The organism is Actinoplanes lobatus (assembly GCF_014205215.1).
Taxonomy (GTDB): Bacteria; Actinomycetota; Actinomycetes; order Mycobacteriales; family Micromonosporaceae; genus Actinoplanes; species Actinoplanes lobatus.
Genome location: NZ_JACHNC010000001.1, coordinates 6,711,243 through 6,735,636, shown reverse-complemented (window position 1 = coordinate 6,735,636; position 24,394 = coordinate 6,711,243). Strand labels below are relative to the sequence as shown.

The window sequence follows — 24,394 nt, the reverse complement described above, 5'->3', positions numbered from 1 at the left end:
GCTTCTGGAATGGTGCCCCTTTGCCGAGGCGGAGGCTGCACGGCAGCGGGGCTACGAGCAGCGGTCTATGGTGGCGTGGTGATTAACTCGGACTGGTCGGACGTACGTGCTCGCCTGGCCGCACTGTCCATCCATCCAAACTCGGGCTCAATCTTTGGAGCCAACGACCATCAGTGGCGACTTGAGCCTCCTGTCACGGACCATGAGTTGGCCGAGTTGGAGTCACAGCTGGGCATCGAGCTACCCGGCGAGTACCGGACTTTTCTCCTACACGTCGGCAGGGGAGGCGCGGGACCTGCATACGGCCTGTTCCCGCTCCGCCGTGTCGAGGGCCGATGGCATTGGGAGGGAGATGGCGCGGACCTTACTGATCTAGCTACGTTGAGCCAGCCGTTCCCGCGTACCGAGGCGTTCAACCCGGCCGATGGCCTACCCGATCCGCCGGACGAGGACGACTTCGACTCAGAGGAGCAATTCAACGAGGCCGAGGACGTCTATTGGCGGCACCACGATGACGTCACCTGCGCGCCCGAGCACTCCATCGGGTTGCTCTATCTCTGTCACCTCGGTTGCGCCCTCCGTGAGGTACTCGTGATCAGCGGGCCCGCACGTGGCCAGATGTGGGCAGACGACACCGCCGACGACGGCGGCTTTCGACCGCTTTGCGAGCCGGATGGCAGGCCTACCGGATTCGCTCACTGGTACCGCCGATGGCTCAAAGAAGCAGAGGATCAAATCCAACACAGATAATCGCAAATATGGCCAAATAGGCCTGGAATGACTTTCGTCATGCCCGCATCGCCATGAGAGTTAGCCGACATGCCGGTGCGGGAAATTAATCGCGCCTTGCTCACGTCAAGCCGTAGATCCGGTTCAGGTCCAGGAGGTGATGGCCGACAACCGAGCGACCAGGTACAGTCAACTCACCGTTGAGATGGCCAGGTTCGCGGTAGCCATGACGGAAGCCTTCCATCATTCACCAGTGGGCAGACGGGCGGGATCGACTCCGTCCACGCCGGTCCAGAACCGCACGGGGTACGCCCATTCCTTCTTGTAGAACTGGCTGGGCATTCGCGTGTTTGCGTCGTCGAACGATACGAACTCTGTCGCATAGCTCGGGTATCCGTCCGCGGGCAGGGCGCCGGCGTAACCAAGAGCTTCGAGCAGAACTGTCCGCTCTAGCTTGTTCGACTTTAGTTTGCCGATCAGGGCTGCGTTCAGCTCCGTCAACTGTGCGGACTCGGGCAGCGACCGGATCGCATCAACGATATCTTCCAGCACTGCTCGGCCCCGGCGGACATCATGGCCATCGTCTGCTCCGTCGAACCGCTCCACCGCGGCGCTGGCCCACGGAATATTTATCGGCCGGAACCAGAAGGCATCGCTGGCGAGGCACTCGGATGTGACAGCATCTTCGCTCTCGCGCATACCGCACACCCCACAATTCGTGGGGTGGAAATGCTGCGACGGCACGAAGCCATGCTGGGGCAAGTGCCGCAGGAACGTTAGCCGCGGCCAAACACTCCGCCGACTCTGGTCCCTCGTAACCAGGCTCGCAAGCCACGCCTGCTCGATCGCGCGCCGGTCAGCGGCAGCGGCCACCGCGACCGCGGTTCGGACAAGGTCATCATGATCCACGCTCGCCAATCTAGGCTACTCGGCTCAACGCGGACCTGCTGTCCCCGGCCTGGCCGTCATCGTGGGGCGCCTGTGCTGCCGATGGGGCCTATCCCACTTCCACAGACGTCCGTGCGATCGTCAGTTACGCCCTGGAACTTGGCTGGAAGCAAGAACTGAACGGTACAGGATTCGTGCTGTCAGAGCGGGCACACGCGGCCCGTTTCGCCCTACCCGGTTTTCTGCTTACCGACCGCTTGCAAACACCCGATAGCGGGGATCCCACGCTCCGTGTAAAGAGCTTCCACGAGGCACATCAGAGTGGGTGAGCAACGAACTCATCTCGGCAGATCAACACGCCGGCCAGCGCGCCGGTCCGCTGCTGCGGCACTTTACTCGAGAGGCGACCGCCCAGCCAGCGCGTGTGGAGATCGTGTGAGCAGCGTCGGGAAGTTCCGTGAAAACCTGCCGGGCCAACTGGACCGCCGATAAGGCCACGGACATTCTTACCGCTGTGACCGCTGATCAATCGGGATTACGCAACCAGGCCGCCGCAGGACTAGCTGCTGCAATAACCGGCCATGTTGTCGCCGCCGCTCCTTTTCTGTATACCGCCTTTTACGTCGTACCCGACTCGGTGTTCATGGCGGCCTACCTGACCGGAGCACTCGAACTTGTGCTGTTCGTCGTCTGCATGGCGCTTGGCTTTGGTCTTCGACCGAGCTCGCCGAACCTCGCGATGGGTGTTCTATCCGGATGGGTATTTGGGCTGATTGCGATCCCCTGCGGCGGTACAGCGGTGATCGGGTTTCTCGCTGCGGTGATTTAGGCACTCTCGATAGAGACTTCTTCACACCTCGGCCGCCCCAGCGGGTCAGGGCCTCTGCTGGGGTAGTGCCGGGGGTGGCGCGACGTAGTCTCATCGGCTACTTATCCGCGCATCGTAGAGCCCATCTTCGATCTGACGGGCTGTGCCGCAGCGGCACCCGGGACGGATGGAGCGCGTCCAGCGCCTATCGATGGTCGTTGTGGTGGCCGTGACGGACAGGGCGGAAGCGATCGATGTGCTGGCGGGGTTCCGGGAACGATCCTCGGGCTGGGGCGGTGCAGCACCGGCCGCCGGGTAGGCTGCGCCGACCATGACTGAGGACGCTCGGATTTCCAGCCCGGCCGCGGAGATCGAGGCCGGCCCGGTCGCGTACGGCATGAAGGCCGCACAGTGGTGACGGGTGCTCACGCGGAACCGGCCGACCGGATCCGCCAGGCTCTGCACCTGGCCCAGATCGGGCGGGCGAGCGCCGCCGTGCCGCTGTTGCGGCAGCTGTTGGCCGAGGACCCCGGCGACGTCGCGGCCTTGCGGGCGCTCGCCCACTGCCTGCACCAGGCCGGCCATCACGACGAGATGCTCAGCGTCGCCGAGCAGGCGGCCGCGCTCGTCCCGGCCGATCCCATCGTCCACCGCCAGCGGGCCATGGCGCTGCTGGAGCTGCGCCGCACCGGCGCGGCCCTCGACGCCGCCACCGAAGCGCGGCGGCTCGACCCGCACGACTTCCGCAACGACGTCACGCTGGCGCAGGCGCTGCTCGCGGCCGGTGGGACAGCCCGGATCGTGGCGGCGGGGGCGGCCGCGGACCGCGCCCGGCGGCTGGCGCCGCAGGAGCCGATCGCGCATCTGGTGGCGGGCGATGCGTTACGGCGGATGGCCGACTTCCGGCGGGCCCGGCAGGCCTACCGTACGGCCCTGGCGCTGGATCCGGAGAACGCCGACACGTTGCACCGGCTGGGCGCCGTCGATGCCGACCGGGGCCGGGCGCTGCGTTCGTCGGCGCTGCTCGGCGACACCCTGCGTGCGGCCCCGCACGACCCGGACGTGCTGCACACTGCCACGTCGGGTGCCCGCCGGGCCCTGTGGCTGCTGACCGACGCGGCGACGGTGCCGCTGGTCGTCGCGGTCGTCGTGGCCGCCGCCTGCCGGGAGCAGGTGGCCGGGACCTCGGGCGCGCTGCTCGCCGTGGCGCCGGTGCTGCTCGGGGTGGCCGCGGCCGCGGCGTTCCTGCGGTGGCGATGGCGCCGGCTGGCAGCGGCGACCCGTACGCTGATCCGCCGTAATCTGTGGCGGGTGACATTCGCGTTCGCGGTGCTGCGGTTGGCCGCGATCACGCTGAGCGGGTTGCTGATCGTCGTGGATCCCGCACCGGGATCGGGCTCGGGGCTGCGGGCGGTGGCGACGCCTCTGACGACGGTCCCGCTGCTGCTGCTGATGCTGCGGGTGCGGAACCGGTTCGCCGCCGAGTTCTACTTTCTGCTGCGGCGGTGCTGGTTCCGGCTGCGGGTGCGGTGGGCGGGCCGCTGACGGATCCGGCTTCGATCGGGAGCGGTGCTCGTGGCACCATCCTTCCACTGCGGGGCCTGACCAGCATCTCCGCCACCAGTCAGGGAGCGTGTGTGTCGTCGTCCCGTCTCGCCGTCACCCGGATTCAGCACGGGGCGATCGTCGGCGCCCGCAAATTGTTCAAACAGCACAGGCTGGACGACCATGTGGCGCGCCTGGACGCCGCACTGGCCGCGGCGACGAACGACCGGCTCGTGATCGTCGTCGTCGGTGAGGTGCAGCGTGGCAAGAGCTCGCTGGTCAACGCGCTGACCGGCCGCGACGTGTCCCCGATCGGCGCAGACGTCCCGGCCGGGGCGTTTCTGCACGTGGTGCCGCCGTCGCAGGAGCTGCCGGACGAGGGCTGGGCGCTGATCGGTCCGGACGGGCGGCGGCAGGTGCCGCGCGAGGACGCCGTGGCGTTTCTGGGTGCCGGCCCCGGCGACTCACCCGATGCGGCCGGCCATGCCGAGGTGGCGGCGGTCAGCCGCTGGCTGCCGGGCATCACGCTGGTGGACACCCCGGGCGTCGGCGGCATCGAGTCGGCGCACAGCCGCCTCGCCCGGTGGGAGGCCGCACGCGCGGGTGTGCTTCTCATGGTCACCGACGCCGGGCAGGTTCTCACCGCTCCGGAGCTACGGTTCCTGGCGGAGGCGGCCGAGCAGGTGGAGACGGTGGTGTTCGCGGTCACCAAGGCCGACCGCTACGCCGACTCGGGGCGGCAGATCGTGGCGGCGAACCAGGAGCTGCTGCGCCGGCACGCCCCCCGGTTCGCCGACGCGCCGATGCTCGCCGTCTCGGCGACGCTGGCGGCCGAGTCACGCGAGGTCGAGGACCCGGAGATCCAGCCGCTGCTGGAGCAGGAGTCGAACATCGCGGCGCTGGCCGAGGTGCTCCGCGGTCGGGAGTCGGATGCCCACGCGATCGGGCTGGCCAACGTGCTGCGCACCGCTCTCTCCGGGCTGCACCGGCTCACCGGGCAGCTGGACGGTCACCGCCGCGCTCTCACCGCGATGCCCGGGAACGACGATCCGGTCCACGCCGAACGCGCGGCGCTGGAGCGGCTGCAGGCCCGCAAACGCCGATGGCGCCTCGACCTGGAACGCGACCTGGGCAGGGTACGTCAGTCGGCCGCCCGCGACATCACCCGGCTCGTCGACGAGCTGCGCGACCGCTGGCGGCTGCGGATCAGCCGGGAGTGGAGCGGTGTCACCGAGGACGGTGCCGCCGCCGTGCTCGCGGAGCTGAACAGCGAGTTCCTCCTGATCGCGGCACACGTCGCCGACCGGTTGCGCAACGACCTGCTGGCGGCCGCCGCGGAGCTGTTCGGCAGCGTCGACGCCGCGGTCGCGGCGCTGCAACCGGTGACCGCCGGGATCGAGGTCGTCCTGACCCCCGGCCGCCGGAAGCTGGACCCGCGTGGGGGCGGGTTCGATCCGGCTCTGGCCAACTCGGCGCTCATGGGAGCGGGTATGGCCGGCAAGTTCGGGCTGGCGGGGACGTCCGCGATGGGCGGGCCGGTGGGCCTGGTGTTCGGGGGCGCCTGGTTCCTGCTGACCCTGGGCGCCCGCAAGCTGCGCGTCGGCCGGCAGAAGCTCGACATCGCCCTCACCGAGTCCGTCACGGCGCTGCGCGGCGACCTCATCGCCGCGGTGGACTCCGCGATCCGCGAGTGCCGCCCGGAGCTGATGATCGCCGTCGAGGACCACCTGGAGGCGGAGATCGCGCGGATCGAGGTGATCGTGGCCGATGCCGAGAACGCGGCTGGGGCTTCGGCCACCGACCGCAGTAACCGCCTGGCCGCGCTGGATCGTGACCTCGAGGCCGTGGCCGACCAACGGGACCTCGTCGAACGCGAACTCGATTCGCTGGCGGCGCCGGGAACATCGGCGGGATTCGGCGCATCAGACTCGCGACGACCGGAGAACACGCAGGGAGTGGACCGATGACCGACGATCACAGCTGGACGGACACGCTGCTGCCGTCCCCGCCCGACGATGACATCGACGAGGTACGGCTGCTGCCCGACCTGTCCGGGGAGCAGTACGACGACGTGGCAGTCGGCGCGGCGCCGTTCGCCGGTGCGTCACCCGCCGACGGTGCCGGCTGGGTGGTGGACGGCAGCCTCGTCGGCGATCCGGACGGGGACGCCGAGCACTGGTTCGAGCAGTCCGCCAACGGCTACTGCGTGCCGGCCAGCATCGCGCAGATCGTGTCGGAGTACACCGGCGTACATCATGCGGACGAATCCGCGTTCGTGGCTCGCGCCAATGAGCTTCACCTGTTCGAGGTCGGGGCGGACGGGGTGCCCGGTATGGGCATCGAGGGCGCACACGCGCTGCTGGAGGATGCGGGCGTACCGGCCGAGATCCAGATCGGCATCGGGGTCGAGGCTCTGGCGGGCTACCTCGCGGAGGGCCGGCGGGTGATGCTGGCGGTCGACGGCGACGAGATCTGGTACGCCCGGGAGGACGAGGCCGGCGCCGATCACGCCGTCGTCCTGACCGGCATCGACGTCGACCGCGGGGTGGCGATCCTCTCCGACCCCGGAACCGGCGACGGCAACCGGATGGAGGTTCCGCTGGATGTCCTCGCCGACGCCTGGGCGGATTCCGGTAACGCGGCCCTCGTCTGCGACGTTCCGCCCGTTCAGGTGCCCGGCGCGGAGCCGGCGCCGCTTCCGGCTTCGGGCCGGCTCCCGGACGTCGTGTCGTGGCTCGTCGAGCGGCCGTACGTGGTCCTGCCGGTTCTGCTCGTGGGCCGGGCACTGCTGGGGCGCCGGCTGTGACTGATCCGCTGGAGCCGGAAGAGGGGGTGCTCGGTGAGCCGCCGGCACCCCCGCGGGCGGTGTGGTCCGCGGCGCTGGCGCGGGCGCTCGACCCGGACGCGGAGCGGATCGAATCCGCGGATCTGGTGCCCGACCAGCCGGACTTCGTCACCTCGGTGGACGTGGCCGCTGACGACACGGACTGGTGGCTCGACCCGTCCGGGCAGTTGACCGAGGACGTGATCGAAGATCACGATGTCGCGCAGCCACCCTCACCCGACCCCTGGCTGCCAGGGCCTGAACCGGAGACATACTGACTTGCCCGGCTGGTCCCTGTCGATCGACTTCGGCACCTCCAACACCGCGGCCGCCTACCGGCGCGGCGACGCGCCGCCGACGGCTGTCCGGCTGTCGGACTCGGCGGAACAGATGCCGTCCGCGGTGCTGGCCACCCCGCAGGACATCCAGGTCGGCACCGCCGCCGTCCGCTCGGCGCGGCTGCACCCGGACGGGTTCGAGCGCTCACCGAAACGCCTGATCGGGCAGGACACCGTCCTGCTGGGCGGCCGCGACATCCCGGTGGTGACGCTGGTCGCCGCCGTCCTGCGCGTCGTCGCCGTCCGGGCCGCCCGGGTCGGCGGCGACGACCGGCCGGACGCGGTACTGCTCACCCACCCACAGGACTGGGCGGAACCGCGCCGGCGGGTGCTGCGGGCCGCGGCGGTCGAGGCGGGCTTCCCCGAGGAGATCCTGCGCCTGGTGCCGGAGCCGGTCGCGGCCGTCGCGCACTACGCGAACACGACGCCACCGCCGGACGGCAGCACGGTCGCGGTCTTCGACTTCGGCGGCGGCACCTGCGACGTGGCCCTGCTGCGCGCCGACGGCGGCGACTCCGGGATGCGGGTGCTCGCGTCGGCCGGCGCCGACCCGCTGGGCGGCGACGTCTTCGATCATCTGTTGCTGACGGCCGTGCTGGCCCGGTTGCAGGAGCGGGACCGCGGCGACCTGGTGAGCGCGGTACGCGACCCGGCCAACGCCAGGGCGCTGCTGGCGTTGCGCAACGACGTCCGCGAGGCCAAACACGAGCTGAGCGAGCACGAGCACGCCAGCATCCCGGTCGTGGCCGGCGACGCCGAAGAGGTGGTGACGATCACCGCGGCCGAGTTCGACGAGCTGGTCGCACCTCAGGTCCGGCGCGCCACCGAGCTGACCGCACAGACCCTGGCGCAGGCCGGTCTGGTTGCCGGGGACCTGCACGCGCTCTACCTCACCGGCGGCTCGGCACACCTGCGTGCGGTCCAGCGGGACCTGACCGCGCTGCTGGGCCGTCCACCGGCCACGCTCGAGGACCCGAAACTCGTCGTGGCGCTGGGGGCACACCATGCCGTCGCGGTAGCCGCGGCCACCGTGCCCGCGCCGGCGGCGCCCCGGACGGCCGAGACGGCGACGGCCGTGCCCACCGTCGTCACGAACCCGCCGCCGACCGTACCCGCGGCCGATCTGAGCGCGGCGGCGCAGCGGGTTCTCCAGGTCAACCCGGCGCTGGCGGCCGCGCTGGCGGGCACCCCACAGGGCCCGGCGCTCGTCGACGACCTGGTGATCCTGGCCGCGCTGATGTGCGTACCCGGTCTGATCGAACGGGTGATCGCCGACCCGGACCTGATCGCCCGGATGCGCCGTGACAACGCGGGTCTGGAAATCCCGCAGCCGCCGGCGTCCGGTGTGCCACTGCCGATCAAGGTCTTCTTCGGGGACTCGCCGCAGTGGCTCGTCGGCCAATGGAGGCCAACGGTCCGCCAGCGCTGGAACGACGAGCACGGACCCGGCGACGTCTGGGCGGTCCGTGTCATGCGGACCTGGTGCACCGCCACCGAGGCGGAGCGGCAGGAGATCCTCCGGCGGCCGGACTGGTCCACCTGGGCGCCCGGCAACCACTACCTGGACGCGTTCACCCACGGTGACCCGCCCGAACCCGACCGGATCTGGCTGTCGGCCGCCGTCGAACCGGCCGAGGCCGCCGCGCCGTCGCTACCTCCGATTCGTCGCCCCGCGCATCCCACGCCGCAGCAGCAGGCGTACCTGCACGACCTCGCCGGCCTTTACGCGTCTCCCGCCGGCGGCGGGCTGGCCGCGGTCACCGCCCGGCGGCCGGATGTGACCCAGCTGATCCGCACCTGTCTCGGTGCGCCGCCGAAGCACACCCACCAGGTGTCTGTGATGGGCGTGGGGATGGCCGGCTGGCCCAGCCACCTGCTCTTCTACCCCGCGGCCGGGGCCAGGCCGCCCGCCGTGGTGATCCCCATCGACGGCCCGCTGCTCGACTTGACCAACGGCAGGATCGGCTGGAACGGCGTACCGGTGATCCTCACCCCGGACGTGGTCACCGGCGTACGGATCAGGGTGGACTGGGGCAACGTGCAGCGACGGATCGTCATCGGCACCACCTACCGGCCCGGGGCCGACTGCCCGCCACCCGGCGCGGACGTGGAGCTGCGCACCGACCAGATCACCGAGGTGGCGAACCTGATCCGCACCCACCTGGGCAGGCCCTGATGCATCCCGTCCCGGCGCGGATCGCACGGCTGTGCGACGAGGTCGCCCCGCTGCTCGACGAGGCGGGCCGGCAGACGGCCGCCTCCATCCGCGACACCGTGGGCGAGCCGCTGCGGCTGGCCGTCGTCGGACGGGTCAAGGCCGGCAAGTCGACACTGGTCAACGCGCTCGTCGGGCGCCGCATCGCACCGACGGCGGCGGGCGAGTGCACTCGGACGGTCACCTGGTACCGCTACGGCGCCCCCGAACGCGCCGAACTCCACCTGCACGACGGCACCCGGCGTGACCTGCCGCTGCACGACGGGCGGCTGCCGGAGACACTCGGGATTCCGGCCGAGGACGTCGCCCGGATCGTCGTCCACCTCCAGGCCGCCGCGCTGCGCGAGAAGACCCTCATCGACACACCCGGCCTGGCCACCCTGACCGGCGAGAACGAGGATGCCACCCGCAAGGCGGTGCTCGGCGTCTCCCCGGACGGGTCCGAAACCGCGTCCCGGTATGCCGCGGGCGAGGCGGATGCCGTGCTCTTCGTGTTCCGTGAGGCGGAACGGCAGGACGAGGTCGAGTTCCTCCGCCAGTTCCGCAGCGCCACCGGTGAGCTGGGCGCCAGCGCCGTCAACGCGATCGGGGTGCTGTCGCAGGCCGACCTGTTCGGCGACGGTGGCACCGACCCGTTCGCGGCGGCTGACGCGTCGGCCGCCCGGCTCGCCGGCGCACGTGCCGCGGACGTTTCGGCGGTCGTCGCGGCCGCCGGCCTGCTCGCCGAGACCGCCCGCACGGGCCTGATCCGCGAAGGGGACGCCCGGGTCCTCGCGGCCACCAGCGGCGTGCCGGAGCAGCGGCTGCGGCTGCGCCATCGGCTGCCGCTGCCCGACGGGATCGACGTCACCGCGCTGGAACGGCTCTACGCCGCGCTGGGCGTCCACGGGGTGCACGAGGGACGGCACCACTGCGCCGCCGGCGCCCACCAGCTCGTGAACTGGCTGGAGACCGTGTCCGGGCTCGGCCGGGTCGAGGACCTGCTTGGACGCAGCCTGCTGTGCCGCGCGCACGCGCTGAAAGCCATGCGGGCGATGACGCTGCTGACCCGCGCCGCGGACGCCCCGCAAGCGGATACCGGCGCTGTGCTCGCTCTGATCGAACAGGCTCGGCTGGATCCCGCCCTGCATCCGGTCCGCGAGCTGCGTGCCCTGCGCAATCTGGTCGCCGAGGAGCCGACCTCGCCGTTGCGGGTGGAGTTGGAGCAGGTCGCCGCGGACTCGTCCGATCCCGCCAGGCTCGGGCTGGCCGAGACAGCGGCCGCCGGCGACATCGCGGGCGAGGCGCGCCGCCGGGCCGCCGCCGCGCAGTCCCAGGCCGCGTTCGCCCTGCTGCCCGCCGAGGCGGAGGCCGGCCGGGTGCTGGCCCGGTCGTACCAGCTGATCGCCCGGCGGGCCCAGTCATGACCGCCGCCGGAGCGCAGGTACCCGGGCCGGACGGCGACGCCGCCCTCGTCGCGCGGGCACGCGCCGGCGACAGCGCCGCCTTCGCGACACTGGCCGGCGCATGCCGTACCCGCGTGTGGGCCATCTGCCTGCGGCTGACCGGCAACCACGCGGACGCGGAGGACGCCCTCCAGGACGCGCTCATGGCCGCCTGGCAGCATCTCGGCAGCTTCCGGCAGGACGCCCGGTTCAGCACCTGGCTGTACCGGATCGCCGCGAACGCGGCGCTCGCCGTCGTCCGCCGCCGCCGGGACACCCCGTTCGCCGTCGACGAACACGACTACCTGATCGTGGTCGACGACCACGCCGACCAGCACGCCGAACGGGACCGGGTCCAGGCGGCCCTGTCGCAGGTGCCCGAACCGTTCCGGACCGCGCTGGTGCTGCGCGAGTACGGCGAGCTGAGCTACGAGGAGATCGCCGCCCACCAGAACGTCGGTGTGCAGACGGTCAAGAGCCGCCTGTACCGGGCGCGTGCCAGCATGGTCGCGTTGCTGCGCGCCGGCTGATCGGCTGTTTTCGCAGGTAAGACGTTTACCGACCTTCGGGACCGCGTCGCTGGAGACCTTTCGTGGTCGAGGTCCGTCTGTCGCTTCCGCCCCTTCCCGGTACGCGTGACGCCGTCCTGTTCTCATCAGGGCCGTCCCGTCCGGTCAGCGCGATCTCGCTGCCCACTCCGGCCCGTGCCGACCGATCTACGCCCGGCGGGCGCGGCAATGGACGGAGCGGGCAGCAAGCGCGCCGACCGGACGGGACAGGACGTCGGCTGCTCAATACAGGGCCACGCCGAACAACGTGATGGCGGCCAGCGCGGTGACAGCCGCGAAGGCGAGCGTGCCGACCCGCATGCGGGTGACGACGCCGCTGCCGGCGCCGGCAGCGGCGGGAACCGCGCGCAGCATGGCCGCGAGCCGGGCGGTGGTGCGCACTTGGCATCGTGAGTTCAATCGCCAGATGCGACCGTCGCCGAGATCCCAGATCGGCGAGTCCACCCGCACATCGGTGAAGTCGCCGTCGGTGAGCCGCAGCCGGATCTCGGTACCGGATCGCTCGAACTCCCCGATCAGGCGCCGCGGCACGCTGATCCGGTACAGCGCGGAGTCGAGGTGCAGGTACTCCGGGGTGACGACGAACCGGGCGGCGGGGCCGAGCAGGGCGCACGCGCCCACCGACAGGACCGCGAACGACAGCGGAAGAAGGTCGAACCGCCCGCCGTAGGCCACCGCGGGCACAGCGAGGGTGGAGCAGACCGCCGCGCCGGCATAGGCGACACCGCTGCGCCGGCGCAGCGACCGGCGCCTGCGCGCGCTGTGTCCCGGCGGATCCCCGGGCCGGGGCGGCTGGGCCAGCGGAACGTCGGCGTACCGCAGTTCCAGTGTTGAGGCGATGAATCCGGCCACCGCGACGACGATCGCGACGCCGCCGACGCCCGCGACGACGCCGGTCACCGGCTCGGACGCCGGGAAGACCCGCATCGACAGCAGCCCGGCGGCCAGTAGAACGGCGCCCGCCACCGACGCGATCAGGGTGAGCGGCCACGTCCAGACCAGCGCGCCGTTCTCATGCTCGTCGAGCGCTGGCCAGGACACCCGCCACCTCCATGATCAGGACAGCCATCATCCCCCGTACGGTCAAGCGATCACGCCCGCGCCGAGGAACTGCGGCAGACTCGTCCGGCCCGTTCACCGATCATGAACCTCATGGAGGACCAGCAGGCGAATTCGATGTGGTTCGTGTTACGCACCCAATTTGTACAGTCCCCGGCAGCCCGTACTCGATAACCGGTGGGTTATGGCTTGTTGCGTTCTTCGTCGTTGGTGGTTGTGGCGTGGCTGGCCATTCTGGGGAGGTCAACACGGCCGGGCGTGAAGGAATTGCGGCGGCCACGATACGGGAGGCCTTGTGCGGTTCAGTTTGATAGGCACGGCGGTTGCCGCCGAGAGTCCTGCTGCGAGTGCGGCATGGTTTGTTCAGCACCTCGGGTTCAAGGTCGGTATCGATCTGGGCTGGTACGTGAACACACAGCACGCCGACCACCCGAACGTGAGCCTGGACTTCGTCCAGCGGGACCACGAGTCCTGGCCGCAGGCGACCCGCAGCGCGACGGTCGTCGGCACGCTGTTGGCATTCCTGGTCGCCGACGTGGACGCCGAGTTCGAGCGGCTCCGCTCGGCCGAGTTGGAGGTGGTGATGCCGTTGACGACCGAGGGGTGGGGGCAGCGCCGGTTCCAGGTCGCGGGGCCGGACGGGTTGCTGGTGGAGGTGCTGCAGATGGTGGCACCGGACCCGCAGTGGCTGGCTGACAACGGGCTTGCCGGATGAGCCAGGCCGTGCTTGGGCTCGAGCGGTTGCGGCTGCATTCGTTGAGCCGGGAGCAGGCCTGACTGGCCGTCGCCGCCGAGCCAGCCCTTCCGCGCAACCTGGTTGATCGCAGCCGGCATATCGAACATACTTCAGTGAACTCATATTCAGTGAATCGTCATTCAGGGGGTGCTTCCCATGCGAACGATCATCATCGGCGGCGGTGTCGCCGGAGCCGCGGCAGCTCTCGCGCTGCGTCACATCGGCGTCGACGTCACCGTCTACGAGGCGTACGAGGATCCCGCCGGTGACATCGGCTCGTTCGTCAGCCTGGCCAGCAACGGCCTGCGCGGCCTGGGCGTGCTCGGTTGCCTGGCGCAGGTCCAGGCGGCGGGCGTTGACATACCGAGGCAGCGGATGTGGTCGGCCGGTGGCCGCCTGCTCGGCGACGTGCCACGCGGCAGGGGCAGTGCGGACACGCTCCACAGCGTCACCCTCATGCGCGGGCGCCTGGTGGCGGCACTGCGAGACGCGGCCGTCATCGCCGGGGCGCAGATCGTCACCGGCGAGCGTGCCGTCGCGGTGACCGAGACGGCTGACGGAGTGACCGCAGAGTTCGCCAGTGGCCTACGCGACAGCGCCGACCTGCTGGTCTCGGCCGACGGCATCTGGTCGACGGTCCGCGCACAGCTTGACCCGGCCGCGCCCCGGCCCGAGTACGCCGGGCTCTATGCGATCTCCGGTGTGTCCAGCATGGACGTGGTTGAGCCAGGGGTGTTCAACATGACCTTCGCCCGCAACGGTGCCTTCATCCATCTGGCCGCCGACAACGGCGAGGTGTGGTGGCAGGCGCAGATCGCCGACCCGATCGAGCCGGACCGCAACGGCGTGCCGGACACGGAATGGCTGCGGCGCACAGCGCGGCTCTACCAGGACGAGAACGTGCCGTCGGCGGTCATCGCCGCGACCACCCGGCTACACCCTCCCGTCATCTTCCAGGCGCTCGATCCTGTGGCGACCTGGCACAGCGACCGGACCGTACTCATCGGCGATGCCGCCCACCCGGTCGGTGCGGGCCAGGGCGCCTCGATGGCGATCGAGGACGCGCTCGCGATTGCCGCCGCGCTGCTGACGGAGCCGACGGTCGCCAACGCGCTGAAGGCCTACGACGCGCAGCGGCGGCCACGGATCGTCAAACTGCTGGACGCGGCCGAGGACAACCGCGGCATCAAGAAGGCAGGACCGGTCAAACGCCGGATGCAGGACCTGCTCATGCGCATGTTCTTACCTTTGTTCTACGAGAAGGCCACCGCGTGGCTGTACAGCCACGAACCCGCACAGCTCCGGGCTACCGGGCGGCCCTGACGATCCGGGAATGCGGTTCGCATTCCCGGATCGTCATACAGCAGGTGCCGGCCGGTCGAGGCGCACGGCGGTCAGGATCGTCGTGCGTCGGCGGGCGCGGCGTCGAGGTCATCTGCGACGGTGTCGCCGTCGCTGTCCGGCGTGCCGGCGGTGTCCTGGCCGGTCTCGTCGGTGATCTCGAGGATCACGCCTGGGACATCGTCGTAGTTCGGCGCGCCGTCGACCGTCGTGTAGCCGGCGGCCGGGGCTGCCTCGGCCGCGTCGTCGACACCGTTCTCGTCAGCGTCGATGATCTCCATGTCGATGATGCCATCGGCGTCGTCATCCAGGACGGTGTAGTCGACGACCCCGTTGCCGTCGGTGTCGACACCGGCGGCGTCGAACAGGCCGTCGACGTCACGGTCGGCGAAGAAGCTCTCCGCGATGTCGTCGCCGTCGAGGTCAGCGGCCACGCGGTCGACCATGTCGTCACCGTTGGTGTCCATAGCGGCCACGTCGTAGGTGCCGTCCGCATTCATGTCGGCGACCACGGTCTCGTAGTGGCCGTCGGCGTCGGTGTCAGCGACCAGCGTCTCGTAGTAGCCGTCGGCGTTGTTGTCCATGTACTCGGTCATCTCTTTGCCTCCCTGCTCTGTTCGTTGATGATCAGAGAGGCGTGCGGGCACGGATGTTCCCGCGTCCGCGAACTTCTTTTTCGAAAGCGTCGCGACGCTGGTACCCCGGTACCACAGCCGGTGGGCACCGCGGTCGGATGGCGGGCGGGCACGGCCTGCGTAGCGTCGTCAGCGTGATCGAGATTCATCAACCGCCGAAGGCGTACGGGGTGCCGTGCGGCACATTTCGGCGACGGTCGGCCGTCGAGATCGGATACTGCGTGCTCATGGCCCCGTTTGTGTTCGCCGTTGCTCGCCGGGCGGCCTGACGTGGAACCGGCACCGGGTGCGTCGCGGGCCTTCTGGGCGCGGCATCCCCGCCTGGGCACCGGCGTCGTCGTCGGCTTCTGCCTGGTCGCCGGGGCCGGCGTCGACCTGCTGCGGTGGGGTCCCGGTCAGCCGGACTGGTGGCTGCTCGCCGCCGACACGATCGCCGCGCTGTCGCTGATCTGGCGGCGCCGGGAGCCGTGGGCGGTGCTCGCGGTGGTGGTCGCCGGTGACGCCCTGACCGGCGGGGTGATGGTGGCGCCCTACGCGGTGGCGATGTATTCGCTGGCCGCGCACCGGTCGCTGCACTCGGCCACGGTCGGCACCGTCGGCTCGCTCGCGGTGCTGGGCGCCGAGACGATCCACCGTTCCGGCCGGGACGGCCTGGGCTGGTTCCTGTTCTTCTACGGCGTCACGGTGGTGGCATCGGTGCTGATCGGCGCGAACGTCGCCGCCCGCCGCCGGTACGTGGGGGCGCTGCTCGACCGGGCCGCCCGACTGGCCCGCGAGAAGGAGCAGGAGGGTCTGCTGGCGGCGGCCCGCGAACGCGCCCGGATCGCCCACGACCTGCACGACATCGTCGCGCACAACCTGACCATCATGGTGCGGCTGGCCGACGGGGCGACGGCGGTGGCCGACAGCGACCCGCAACGGTCCCGGCGGGCCGTCCAACGGGCCGCCGACCTGGGCCGGGAGGCGATGAAGGACATGCGCCGGCTGCTCGGCGTGCTGCACGACGGCAGCCCCGACGTGCCCGGCGACCTGGAGACGCTGATCGAGACGTTCCGCATCGCCGGCCTGCCGGTGACGGTACGGCGGCACGGCCCCGGCCCGCGATCGCTGGGCCTGCAACGGGTGGTGTTCCGCAGCGTGCAGGAGGCGCTGACCAACGCGCTGCGCTACGCCGAGGAACCCACCGAGGTACTCGTCGACCTCGACTACAGCGGCGACCCGATCCGGATCACCGTCCTCGACGACGGCCACGGCGCCGGCCCGGCCCCGTCGGTCGGCAGCGAACAGGGCCTGAACGCGCTCCGCGAACGGGCCGCCCTCTACGGCGGCACGGTCGAAGCCGGCCGCGAAGCCTCCGGCTGGGCGGTCCGGGTCACCCTGCCCCACCCCACCGAGGAAACCGATGACTGACATCACCCTGCTGCTCGTCGATGACCAGGAGCTGCTGCGCGAGGGCATGGCCATGGTCCTCGGCGCCACGCCGGGGCTGCGTATCGCCGGCGAGGCGGGCGACGGCCGCGCCGGGGCGCTGATGGCCCGCGACCTGCGCCCGGATGTGGTGCTCATGGACGTGCGGATGCCCATCATGGACGGCATCGAGGCGACCCGCGACATCGTCGCCCACTGCCCCGGCACCCGGGTGCTGATCCTCACCACCTTCGACCTCGACGAGTACGCGTTCAACGGCCTGCGGGCCGGGGCCAGCGGATTCCTGCTCAAGGACGCGCCGTCGGCGGAATTGGTCAGAGCCGTCCGTACGGTCGCCGGCGGCGAGGCGGTCGTGTCTCCACGGATCACCCGCACCCTGCTCGACCACTACCAGGGCGGCCGGGTCACCACCCCGGACGGTGCTGCTCTGCTCGGCGAACTGACCAGCCGGGAACGTGAGGTCCTGATCGCCATCGGGCGGGGCCTGTCCAATCCGGAGATCGCCGGCGAGCTGTTCCTGTCCGAGTCGACCGTGAAGACCCACGTCGGCCGGGTCCTGGCCAAACTCGGCGCCCGCGACCGTGTCCACGCGGTGATCTGGGCCCACACCCACGGCCTGGTCTAGCACCGGCCACTCCCCCACCTCCAGGCGTGCGCACCCGCGCGACGTCCTCCTCGGCATGCCCACAAACGTGGAAGGAAACACCGTGGAATTCGACGAATGGGAACTGCCGGCCCGGTTCGCCCTGGCCGACCGCGGCATCGGGTACCACGCCTCCACGCCGCTGATCGCCCACGTGCGCGCCCACTGCCGTCGTACCGGGCAGTCGCCTTTGGAAGCCTTCGGTGATCCGCGGCGTTTCGCCGCGGCAGTGGCGCCGGGACGGCCGGCGCGGGCGCACCACCATCTCGCCGGCTGCCCGCATCGGGGTGGCCTGCGCTGCCTGCTCGCGTGGTACCGCGGTGCCACGGCCGGTCGGCACCGTGGACGGACGCCCGGGCGGGCCGTCGCCCGTAGCGTCGTTTCCGTGAGCGGGACCTGAGCAACCGCACCTTCCACAACAGCGACAGAGGGAGTCTTGATGAAGTTCCGACCCGGTCCCATCACGATCTGGGGCGCCGTCGCCGGCGGCACACTGGTCACCGCGTTCGTGCTGTGGCTCGGCTGGCCAGCGCAGGCCGCCGAGCTGCCCGCGGGCGCCACCGATGTGCAGGTGTATCTGATCGACGACGAGCTGACCACCCCGGCGACCCCCGGCGAGCAGGACGGCTGGTTCGGCTCCTTCTCGATGCCGTGCGACTTCGATTCCTGGTACGTGGAATCCGCCGGCGCGGCGATGTGCGCCTCCCTGGACGGCCCCAAGGGCACCGTCACCGCCACTCGTGAGGACGAGCGGATCATCCTGCCCGCCGGGACGCAGAAAGCGATCACCGCCTGGGCCGCCGACCACGGCAGTTCGCAGCCGCCGACCCGTGCCCTGCTGGTCCTCGACGGCGAGCCGGTCGGCGTCGTCGCGGTCGCCGCCGCGGCCACCGCGGTCCCGGCGAGCTGACCGTCACCGCCCGGTCGTCTCGCCCGGCGGCCTCATCGGCTGATCCCGGTTACGCGGTGAAGCCGCCGTCGATGTTGATCGACGCGCCCGTGATGTAGCCCGCCTCGGGTCCGGCGAGGAACCCGACCAGCGCGGCCACCTCGTCGGCCGTGCCGTAGTGGCCGGTCGCGATGTGCGGCAGCAGGACCGCCGACAGCGGGCCGTCGGCCGGGTTCATGGCGGTGTCGATCGGGCCGGGCTGCACGTTGTTGACCGTGATGCCCCGCGCGGACACCTCACGGGCGAGCGCCCGGGTGAAGCCCGCGACGCCGGCCTTGGTCAGCGCGTAGGCGGTGCCGCCGGGAAACGGCACCCGGTCGGCGTTGACGCTGCCGATCGTGATGATCCGGCCGCCTTCGCCGAGGTGGCGCAGCGCTTCCCGGCTGGCCGTGTGGACCGCGGTGAGGTTGACGGCGATCGCCTGGTCGAATGCCTCGTCGCTGATCTGCCCGATCGGGCCGAAGGCGGGTACGGCGGCGTTGTTGACCAGGATGTCGAGCCGGCCGTGCCGGGTCGCGGTGTCGTTCACGGCGGCCCGGACCGCGGCCCGGTCGGCGCCGTCGGCGGCGACCGCGACGCCGCCGATCTCCTTGGCGACGAGCCGGGCGGGCTCGGCGGACGAGCCGTAGGTGATCGTGACGGCGGCGCCCTCCGCGGCGAGGCGGCGGGCGATGGCTTCGCCGATGCCGCGTGCTCCGCCGGTGACGAGCGCGACGCGTCCCACGAGAGTGCCCATGACTGCTCCGATCGACTTATTGATTGGGCGTTCAAGATGTCACGCCTGGTATCTTGAACGCAAGCTCAAGAAATGAGGATCTCCGATGGCGATGGGCCGGCCACGCGCCTTCGACACCGGCGCGGCCGTCGACGGCGCGATGCGGGTCTTCTGGGCGAAGGGCTACGACGGCGCGACGATGACCGACCTGTGCGCCGCCACCGGTCTCCAGCCGGGCAGCGTCTACGCCGCCTTCGGGTCCAAGCAGGGCCTCTTCGGGCAGGCCGTGCGGCACTACATCGACGACGTCGTCACCTACTCGGCCGCGGCGATGCGCGAGCCGACCGCCGGCGCGATCGTCCGCGCCTGGTTGAACGGCGCCGTCGAGTCGACCACCGGCGAGACGACCCCGGCGGGATGCCTGCTGGTCCAGGGCGCGCTGACCGGCGGCGAGGCGGCCACACTGCTCGCCGCCCAGCGCCGCACCGGCGAGGGCCTGCTCGCGCAACGTTTCGCCGAGTTGCGGGACCAGGGCGGACTGCCCCCCACAGCCGACCCGGCCGCCATCGCCTCCTACGTCTTCGCGCTCGCCCAGGGCATCGCCGTGCAGGCCGCCTCCGGCGCCACCCGCGACGAACTCCACGCCATGGTCACGCTTTTCACCGCCCGGCTGCCCTGGGAGACGGCGAAGGAGGACTGAGCCACCGGGTCCGGGGTCGCGGGGCTGTTCTAAGGTTCCGCGCGTGACTCCCGTACTGGAAATATCGGGGCTGCGAAAAACCTATCGCAGCCGCAAGGGCGCGCGTAACGCGCTCGATGGATTCGACATGGTCGTCGAGGCCGGACAGGTGCACGGCTTCCTCGGGCCGAACGGCTCGGGCAAGACCACCACCTTGCGTACGCTGCTCGGCCTCATTCAGCCCGACGGCGGCCGGATGACGCTGCTCGGCCGGGAGGTGCCCAGGCACCTGCCGGAGGTCGCCGGCCGGGTCGGCGCCATCGTGGAAAGCCCGCAGTTCTTCGGCCGTTTCACCGCCGAGACCACCCTGTCGCTGCTCGCCGACGCCGGCGGTGTGGACCGTGGCCGGGTGCCGGAGGTGCTCGACCTGGTGGGCCTGCGGGACCGCGCCAAGGAGAAGGTCAAGACCTACTCCCTCGGTATGAAGCAGCGCCTGGCGGTGGCGTCCGCCCTGCTCAAGAAGCCGACACTGCTGATCCTGGACGAGCCGGCCAACGGCCTCGACCCGGGCGGCATCCGGGAGATGCGCACCCTGATGCGGGACCTGTCCGCGTCCGGGATGACGGTGCTGCTGTCCAGCCACATCCTCGCCGAGATCCAGCTGATCTGCGACTCGGTGACGATCATCTCGGCCGGCCGGCGGATCACCGCCGGATCGGTCGCCGAGGTGCTCGCCCGACACGACTCCGGCGCCGTCCGGGTACGCCTGGAACCCGACACCGACCAGGAGGAGGCGGCCCGGATCCTGCGGGAGGCCGGCGCCCAGGTCACCGTGGAGACCGCCGGCCATCTGACCGTCCGTGACATCGCCGGCCCGGCACAGATCACCCGGCTGCTGGCGCAGCGTGAGATCTACCTGTGCGAGCTGACACCGGTCGCCGCCGATCTGGAGGACGCGTTCCTCGAACTGACCGGGACCGCACCGGTCGAGGGTCACCACCGGCAGGTGGACGAGAGCGCGCTCGCCGCGGGTCAGGATGGGTGGGGTCGATGAGCCTGGTTCGTGCGGAGTCCCGGCGGCTGTTCCGGCGCCGGCTCACCTCGGTGCTGCTGGCCGGCGTGGTACTGGTGCTGGCCGCTTTCGCCGCCGGCACGTTCGTCAGCAATCAGAAGGCCACTCCGGCCCAGGTCGCCGCGGCGAAGCAGCAGGCCGCGCGGCAGTACCAGCAGGCGGCGGCCGACGCCGAGGTGGAGAAGCTGCGGTGCCTGGCCGCGGTCCCCGGCTCGGCGGAGGCCTCGAACTTCCCGTCGAACTGCGCCGACATCTACACCCCACGGCCGAGCGAGTTCGAGTACGCCTGGTATCTGCCGGAGACCTTCGACCTGCGCGACGAGTTCCCCGACATGATCGCCCTGTTCGCGCTGCTGATGGCCGCGGCGGCGTATCTGATCGGGGCGACGTTCGTGGGCGCGGAATGGCACTCCGGAGCGATGATGAACCTGCTGCTCTGGCGGCCTCAGCGGCTGGTGGTGCTCGGCACCAAGCTGGGTGTCTTCCTCGGCTGGCTGGCCGGCGTCACCGTGCTTCTGGGTGCGGCGTGGGCGGGAGCGTTCCGGCTGATCGCCGAGTTCCGCGGGGACACGGGAGGGATGACCTCCGGTGTCTGGCAGTCGTTCGGGCTGATGGGGCTGCGGGGTGTGGGCCTGGTTCTGGCGGCCGGCGCCATCGGGTTCGCGCTGGCGTCGCTGGGCCGGCACACCGGTATGGCGCTGGGCGCGCTGATCGGCCTCACGGCGGTGCAGATCGGTGTCTACGTGCTCGCCGGTTTCAGCGGGTTCAAGTTCCCGGAGGCGTACCTCGTACCGTTGTGGGGTTATGTCTGGATGTATCAGCGGGAAGTCCTGGAGAACTGGTCCTGCGACAGTGTGGCGGCCTCCGGCGACTGTGCGGCCGAGACGTTCACGATGACGTGGCAGATGGCCGGCGTGGGCTCGGCGGTCGTGCTGGCCGTCGTGGTGGGCGCGGCGATGTGGGCGATGCGGGTCCGAGACGTCAACTGAGGCGGCCGGAGCCGGGCACGTGGGTGTGCCCGCTCCTTCCTTCGGGAGGAGCGGGCACCGTGTCACAGGTCGATGCCGTTGACGATCAATTTCACCTCGATGTTGCCGCGTGTGGCGCTGGAGTACGGGCAGACCTGGTGTGCCGCGGTGGCCAGGTCGGCCGCCTGTCGGCCGGTGACCGACGGCAGTGAGATCCGCAGCTCGATCGCCAGTTCGAAGCGGCCGCCGTCGCCCGGGACCAGTGCGACCGACGAATCGATCTCCGCGTCGTCGGCTTGGAGCCCGCCACGCCGTCCGAGCAGGGCGAGCGTCGTGCCGAAGCAGGCGGCGTAGCCGATCGCGAAGAGCTGTTCCGGGTTGGATCCGTCGCCGTCGCCGCCCAGTTCCTTCGGCTGTCGCAGGGCCAGGTCCAGTCGTCCGTCCGATGTGCGCCCGTGCCCGTTCCGGCCTCCGGCGACGTGTGCTTGCGCCGTGTAGATCGCTGAGGTCATCCCTCTTCCTCTCCCTTGCTGCCTGAAAAAGAAGCTGACACTTCAAAAACAGGAAGTCAAGGGTTACGGTCGGAGGCACGACGCGGGCCTGGAAGAGTTCGCCGACCTGATGCTGCCCCTGCTGCGCACGGAGGAGACCGTATGACCACCTTCGTCCTCGTCCACGGCGCCTGGCACGCCCCGTGGGCGTGGGACCGGGTCGTCCCGCTGCTGCACGCCGCCGGGATGCGCACGCTCACCCCGGACCTCACAGCCGCCGCGGACCAAGGGCTCCACGACCACGTCCAGGCGGTCGTCGCCGCGGTCGACGGCATCGTGGCCGGGCGAGACGACATCGTCCTGGTCGGGCACAGTTACGCGGGCCTGGTCGTCCGGGAGGCGGCCGACCAGCGACCCGATGCGGTCGCCCACATCGTCCTCGTGGACGGATGGGCCGGCCCCGACGGCTCGAGCATGTTCGACCTGGCCCCGGACACCTTCGTCACGGCGGTCCGGGCGGCCGCCGAGGCACAGGGCGACAGCCGCCGGATCCCCGCCCCGCCGCCGGCGGCCTTCGGCATCGTCGACCCGGACACCGCTGCCGGCCTGGCGGCCCGCCTTCTCCCCCAGCCGATCCGCACGTTCACCGAGCCCACCCGGTTGACCGGGGCCGTCGACCGGATCGCCGGCACGGCCATCTACTGCCGGCCGCAGACCTTCCCGTTCGCCCGGCTCGGTGCGGACGTGGGATACCGGACGGTCGCGCTGGACGGCCCGCACGACGTGATGCTGACCCACCCGGAGCCGCTCACCCGGCTGCTGCTGGATGCTCACCCGTACAAGAACAGGAAGCGTGAAGTCTAGAATTGTGAAGTGGAACAGCGAACGTACAACCAGTACTGCGCCACCGCGCGCACCCTCGACCTCATCGGCGAACGCTGGACACTGCTGCTGATCCGCGAACTACTGACCGGGCCCAAGCGTTTCGGCGATCTACAGGCCAGCCTGCGCGGCCTCGGCACCGGACTGCTCGCCGCCCGCCTGAAGCACCTCGAACGCGAAGGACTCGCCCGCAAGATCACGCTGCCGCCGCCCGCCCGTACCCCGGCATACGCGCTCACCGAGGCGGGCGAGGAACTCGGCCCGGCCGTCCTGGCACTGGCCCGATGGGGTTTGAAATGGGCGATGGGCGAACGCCTGGCGAGCGAGACGTTCCACCCCGGATGGGCGGTGCTCGGCCTGCGGGCGTGCTTCGACGCCGAAACCGCCGCGGGACTTCACGCCGTCTACGAGTTCCGCATCGACGACGAGCCCTTCCACGCCCGCATCAGCGACGGAACGATCGAGGCGGTGCACGGGCCCGCCCAGAACCCGGACGCCGTCATCACGATCACCGCGGACGCGTTCGTCCGCCTGACCGGTCAAGGCCTCACCTTCGCCGACGCTGTCGAGAGCGGCGCTGCCTCGGCATCCGGTGACGGCGAGGCCCTGCGCCGGCTGACGGGCCTGTTCCGGCTCCCACCTCCGCGCACCCGGTGACCACCGCCTTGACAACGGGCCGTGAGTTCCTCTCCGAATCCGCGCCGCAACGCGGTCCCGGCTTCAGTGGCGGCGTTCGCACGGCTGACGGAGCCGGAGCCGATCGAAAGCTTTGGGGGACACGAGCGCACCCAGTGAGCGCACGATCTGCTCTGCGCACTCGCCGGGACCCGTGTCCGTGGTGTCCACGACGATGTCGAACTCGCCGTGGGTGTAGACCAGGGCCTGGGAAAGGGCCAGCCCGATCGGGCGATCCCCGCGCCGGCGCTCGCGTCGTTCCAACTCATCCGGCGAGCATCGAACCTCCACGAGTGTCACGTCGTATTCCGCCAGCGTTTCGAGCAGATCGGCAACGCGCCACTGCTCGCTGAGTGGATAGTCCATGATGACGTCGTTGCCGGCGGAAGCCATCGCGGCCACGGCGCGGTGGTAGCCGAGACGGGTCCGGGTGAGCATCTCGGTGATGTCCGTGTCGTCGAGCACCCTGGTGTGAACGGTGGAACGCATGGCATTGATCGCGTCCACCGGCACGAAGAACCACGGGTCCGGCAACAGCGGAAGCAGCGCCCGGCCGATACTGCTCTTGCCCGAACTGGAAGCCCCGTTGAGCAGGATGATCCGGCCCGCTCGCGCTGACATCACGCCCAGACCCTAACGACAGGCGCTCAACGGCGCCGCGTGTGGGTGCACTTGCCGGGCGGCGCCATGACCTCGTGCAGGCGTTCGCGGGCCCGGTCGTGCTGCCCGGCGATTCTTGGTGATGCTTTCCATCGGCACCTCAACTCGCACGAAGGGGACG

26 protein-coding genes are annotated in these 24,394 nt (G+C 70.7%); 20 read left to right on the top strand and 6 right to left on the bottom strand.

The genetic code is table 11. From position 1 onward, the window contains the following. Window positions 1–9 precede the first annotated feature (9 nt). The gene (locus BJ964_RS49465) at window positions 10–750 is read left to right on the top strand and encodes an SMI1/KNR4 family protein (RefSeq protein WP_188127269.1); all 741 of its coding nucleotides are present in this window, start codon (window positions 10–12) and stop codon (window positions 748–750) included. 222 nt (window positions 751–972) lie between these two features. Here BJ964_RS49465 and BJ964_RS30955 read toward each other — a convergent pair whose 3' ends face one another. Continuing rightward, window positions 973–1,428 (bottom strand): hypothetical protein, encoded by a 456-nt coding sequence (locus BJ964_RS30955; RefSeq protein WP_188123975.1) that lies wholly within the window; start codon window positions 1,426–1,428, stop codon window positions 973–975. A gap of 703 nt (window positions 1,429–2,131) precedes the next feature. Here BJ964_RS30955 and BJ964_RS30950 point away from each other — a divergent pair. From BJ964_RS30950 to BJ964_RS30915, 8 genes are all read left to right on the top strand, one after another. Beyond that, window positions 2,132–2,446, top strand: coding sequence for a hypothetical protein (locus BJ964_RS30950; RefSeq protein WP_188123974.1), 315 nt, complete (start codon window positions 2,132–2,134; stop codon window positions 2,444–2,446). Between the two features lie 393 nt (window positions 2,447–2,839). Next, a complete protein-coding gene (locus BJ964_RS30945; RefSeq protein ID WP_188123973.1) occupies window positions 2,840–3,970 on the top strand; it encodes a tetratricopeptide repeat protein in 1,131 nt (376 codons plus the stop codon). Window positions 3,971–4,062: 92 nt separating this feature from the next. Next, a complete protein-coding gene (locus BJ964_RS30940; RefSeq protein WP_188123972.1) occupies window positions 4,063–5,937 on the top strand; it encodes a dynamin family protein in 1,875 nt (624 codons plus the stop codon). Then, window positions 5,934–6,776 carry a cysteine peptidase family C39 domain-containing protein gene (locus BJ964_RS30935; RefSeq protein ID WP_188123971.1) on the top strand — a complete coding sequence of 281 codons (843 nt, stop codon included), beginning with the start codon at window positions 5,934–5,936 and terminating at the stop codon, window positions 6,774–6,776. The genes BJ964_RS30940 and BJ964_RS30935 overlap by 4 nt, the downstream gene beginning before the upstream one ends. Continuing rightward, a complete protein-coding gene (locus tag BJ964_RS30930) occupies window positions 6,773–7,072 on the top strand; it encodes a hypothetical protein (protein ID WP_188123970.1) in 300 nt (99 codons plus the stop codon). The genes BJ964_RS30935 and BJ964_RS30930 overlap by 4 nt, the downstream gene beginning before the upstream one ends. 1 nt (window position 7,073) lies before the next feature. Beyond that, window positions 7,074–9,308, top strand: a complete 2,235-nt coding sequence (locus BJ964_RS30925; protein WP_188123969.1) for an Hsp70 family protein — start codon at window positions 7,074–7,076, stop codon at window positions 9,306–9,308. Next, window positions 9,308–10,753 (top strand): dynamin family protein, encoded by a 1,446-nt coding sequence (locus BJ964_RS30920; RefSeq protein ID WP_188123968.1) that lies wholly within the window; start codon window positions 9,308–9,310, stop codon window positions 10,751–10,753. Before BJ964_RS30925 ends, BJ964_RS30920 begins: the two co-directional genes overlap by 1 nt. Next, a complete protein-coding gene (locus BJ964_RS30915; protein WP_188123967.1) occupies window positions 10,750–11,301 on the top strand; it encodes an RNA polymerase sigma factor in 552 nt (183 codons plus the stop codon). Before BJ964_RS30920 ends, BJ964_RS30915 begins: the two co-directional genes overlap by 4 nt. A gap of 261 nt (window positions 11,302–11,562) precedes the next feature. Here the strand turns inward: BJ964_RS30915 and BJ964_RS30910 are convergent, their stop codons facing one another. Beyond that, window positions 11,563–12,381, bottom strand: a complete 819-nt coding sequence (locus BJ964_RS30910; protein WP_188123966.1) for a hypothetical protein — start codon at window positions 12,379–12,381, stop codon at window positions 11,563–11,565. Window positions 12,382–12,694: 313 nt separating this feature from the next. Between BJ964_RS30910 and BJ964_RS30905 the strand changes: the two genes are divergently transcribed. Continuing rightward, entirely contained in the window at window positions 12,695–13,114 is a 420-nt protein-coding gene (locus BJ964_RS30905; RefSeq protein ID WP_188123965.1) for a VOC family protein, read from the top strand. 177 nt (window positions 13,115–13,291) lie between these two features. Further along, on the top strand, window positions 13,292–14,458 hold the full coding sequence (locus BJ964_RS30900) for an FAD-dependent oxidoreductase (protein ID WP_188123964.1): 1,167 nt from the start codon (window positions 13,292–13,294) through the stop codon (window positions 14,456–14,458). A 71-nt stretch (window positions 14,459–14,529) separates the two neighbouring features. On the opposite strand, the gene BJ964_RS30895 is transcribed toward BJ964_RS30900, so the two are convergent. Further along, entirely contained in the window at window positions 14,530–15,072 is a 543-nt protein-coding gene (locus tag BJ964_RS30895) for a hypothetical protein (RefSeq protein ID WP_188123963.1), read from the bottom strand. 309 nt (window positions 15,073–15,381) lie between these two features. On the opposite strand from BJ964_RS30895, the gene BJ964_RS30890 reads away from it, so the two are divergent. The 4 genes from BJ964_RS30890 to BJ964_RS30875 all read left to right on the top strand — a co-directional run bounded on the left by BJ964_RS30890 (window position 15,382) and on the right by BJ964_RS30875 (window position 18,092). After that, complete coding sequence (locus BJ964_RS30890) at window positions 15,382–16,521, top strand: sensor histidine kinase (protein WP_188123962.1); 1,140 nt, start codon at window positions 15,382–15,384, stop codon at window positions 16,519–16,521. Beyond that, the gene (locus tag BJ964_RS30885) at window positions 16,514–17,164 is read left to right on the top strand and encodes a response regulator (RefSeq protein ID WP_188123961.1); all 651 of its coding nucleotides are present in this window, start codon (window positions 16,514–16,516) and stop codon (window positions 17,162–17,164) included. The genes BJ964_RS30890 and BJ964_RS30885 overlap by 8 nt, the downstream gene beginning before the upstream one ends. 82 nt (window positions 17,165–17,246) lie before the next feature. Further along, complete coding sequence (locus tag BJ964_RS30880; RefSeq protein ID WP_188123960.1) at window positions 17,247–17,582, top strand: hypothetical protein; 336 nt, start codon at window positions 17,247–17,249, stop codon at window positions 17,580–17,582. Window positions 17,583–17,621: 39 nt separating this feature from the next. Beyond that, the gene (locus BJ964_RS30875) at window positions 17,622–18,092 is read left to right on the top strand and encodes a hypothetical protein (RefSeq protein ID WP_188123959.1); all 471 of its coding nucleotides are present in this window, start codon (window positions 17,622–17,624) and stop codon (window positions 18,090–18,092) included. Window positions 18,093–18,141: 49 nt separating this feature from the next. On the opposite strand, the gene BJ964_RS30870 is transcribed toward BJ964_RS30875, so the two are convergent. After that, a complete protein-coding gene (locus tag BJ964_RS30870; RefSeq protein ID WP_188123958.1) occupies window positions 18,142–18,867 on the bottom strand; it encodes an SDR family oxidoreductase in 726 nt (241 codons plus the stop codon). Window positions 18,868–18,952: 85 nt separating this feature from the next. Between BJ964_RS30870 and BJ964_RS30865 the strand changes: the two genes are divergently transcribed. From BJ964_RS30865 to BJ964_RS30855, 3 genes are read left to right on the top strand one after another with little or no spacing between them, the layout of a single operon-like run. Further along, window positions 18,953–19,546, top strand: coding sequence for a TetR/AcrR family transcriptional regulator (locus tag BJ964_RS30865; protein ID WP_188123957.1), 594 nt, complete (start codon window positions 18,953–18,955; stop codon window positions 19,544–19,546). Between the two features lie 43 nt (window positions 19,547–19,589). Next, window positions 19,590–20,579: an ATP-binding cassette domain-containing protein gene (locus tag BJ964_RS30860; RefSeq protein WP_188123956.1), complete on the top strand. Its 990-nt coding sequence runs from the start codon at window positions 19,590–19,592 to the stop codon at window positions 20,577–20,579. Further along, entirely contained in the window at window positions 20,576–21,586 is a 1,011-nt protein-coding gene (locus tag BJ964_RS30855; RefSeq protein WP_188123955.1) for an ABC transporter permease subunit, read from the top strand. Before BJ964_RS30860 ends, BJ964_RS30855 begins: the two co-directional genes overlap by 4 nt. Window positions 21,587–21,648: 62 nt before the next feature. Here BJ964_RS30855 and BJ964_RS30850 read toward each other — a convergent pair whose 3' ends face one another. Then, entirely contained in the window at window positions 21,649–22,077 is a 429-nt protein-coding gene (locus BJ964_RS30850) for an organic hydroperoxide resistance protein (RefSeq protein ID WP_188123954.1), read from the bottom strand. Window positions 22,078–22,218: 141 nt separating this feature from the next. Between BJ964_RS30850 and BJ964_RS30845 the strand changes: the two genes are divergently transcribed. Further along, a complete protein-coding gene (locus BJ964_RS30845; protein WP_188123953.1) occupies window positions 22,219–22,920 on the top strand; it encodes an alpha/beta fold hydrolase in 702 nt (233 codons plus the stop codon). A gap of 9 nt (window positions 22,921–22,929) precedes the next feature. After that, on the top strand, window positions 22,930–23,595 hold the full coding sequence (locus BJ964_RS49230) for a winged helix-turn-helix transcriptional regulator (protein WP_188123952.1): 666 nt from the start codon (window positions 22,930–22,932) through the stop codon (window positions 23,593–23,595). 63 nt (window positions 23,596–23,658) lie between these two features. Here BJ964_RS49230 and BJ964_RS30835 read toward each other — a convergent pair whose 3' ends face one another. Beyond that, the gene (locus tag BJ964_RS30835) at window positions 23,659–24,234 is read right to left on the bottom strand and encodes a chloramphenicol phosphotransferase CPT family protein (protein WP_188123951.1); all 576 of its coding nucleotides are present in this window, start codon (window positions 24,232–24,234) and stop codon (window positions 23,659–23,661) included. Window positions 24,235–24,394 lie beyond the last annotated feature (160 nt).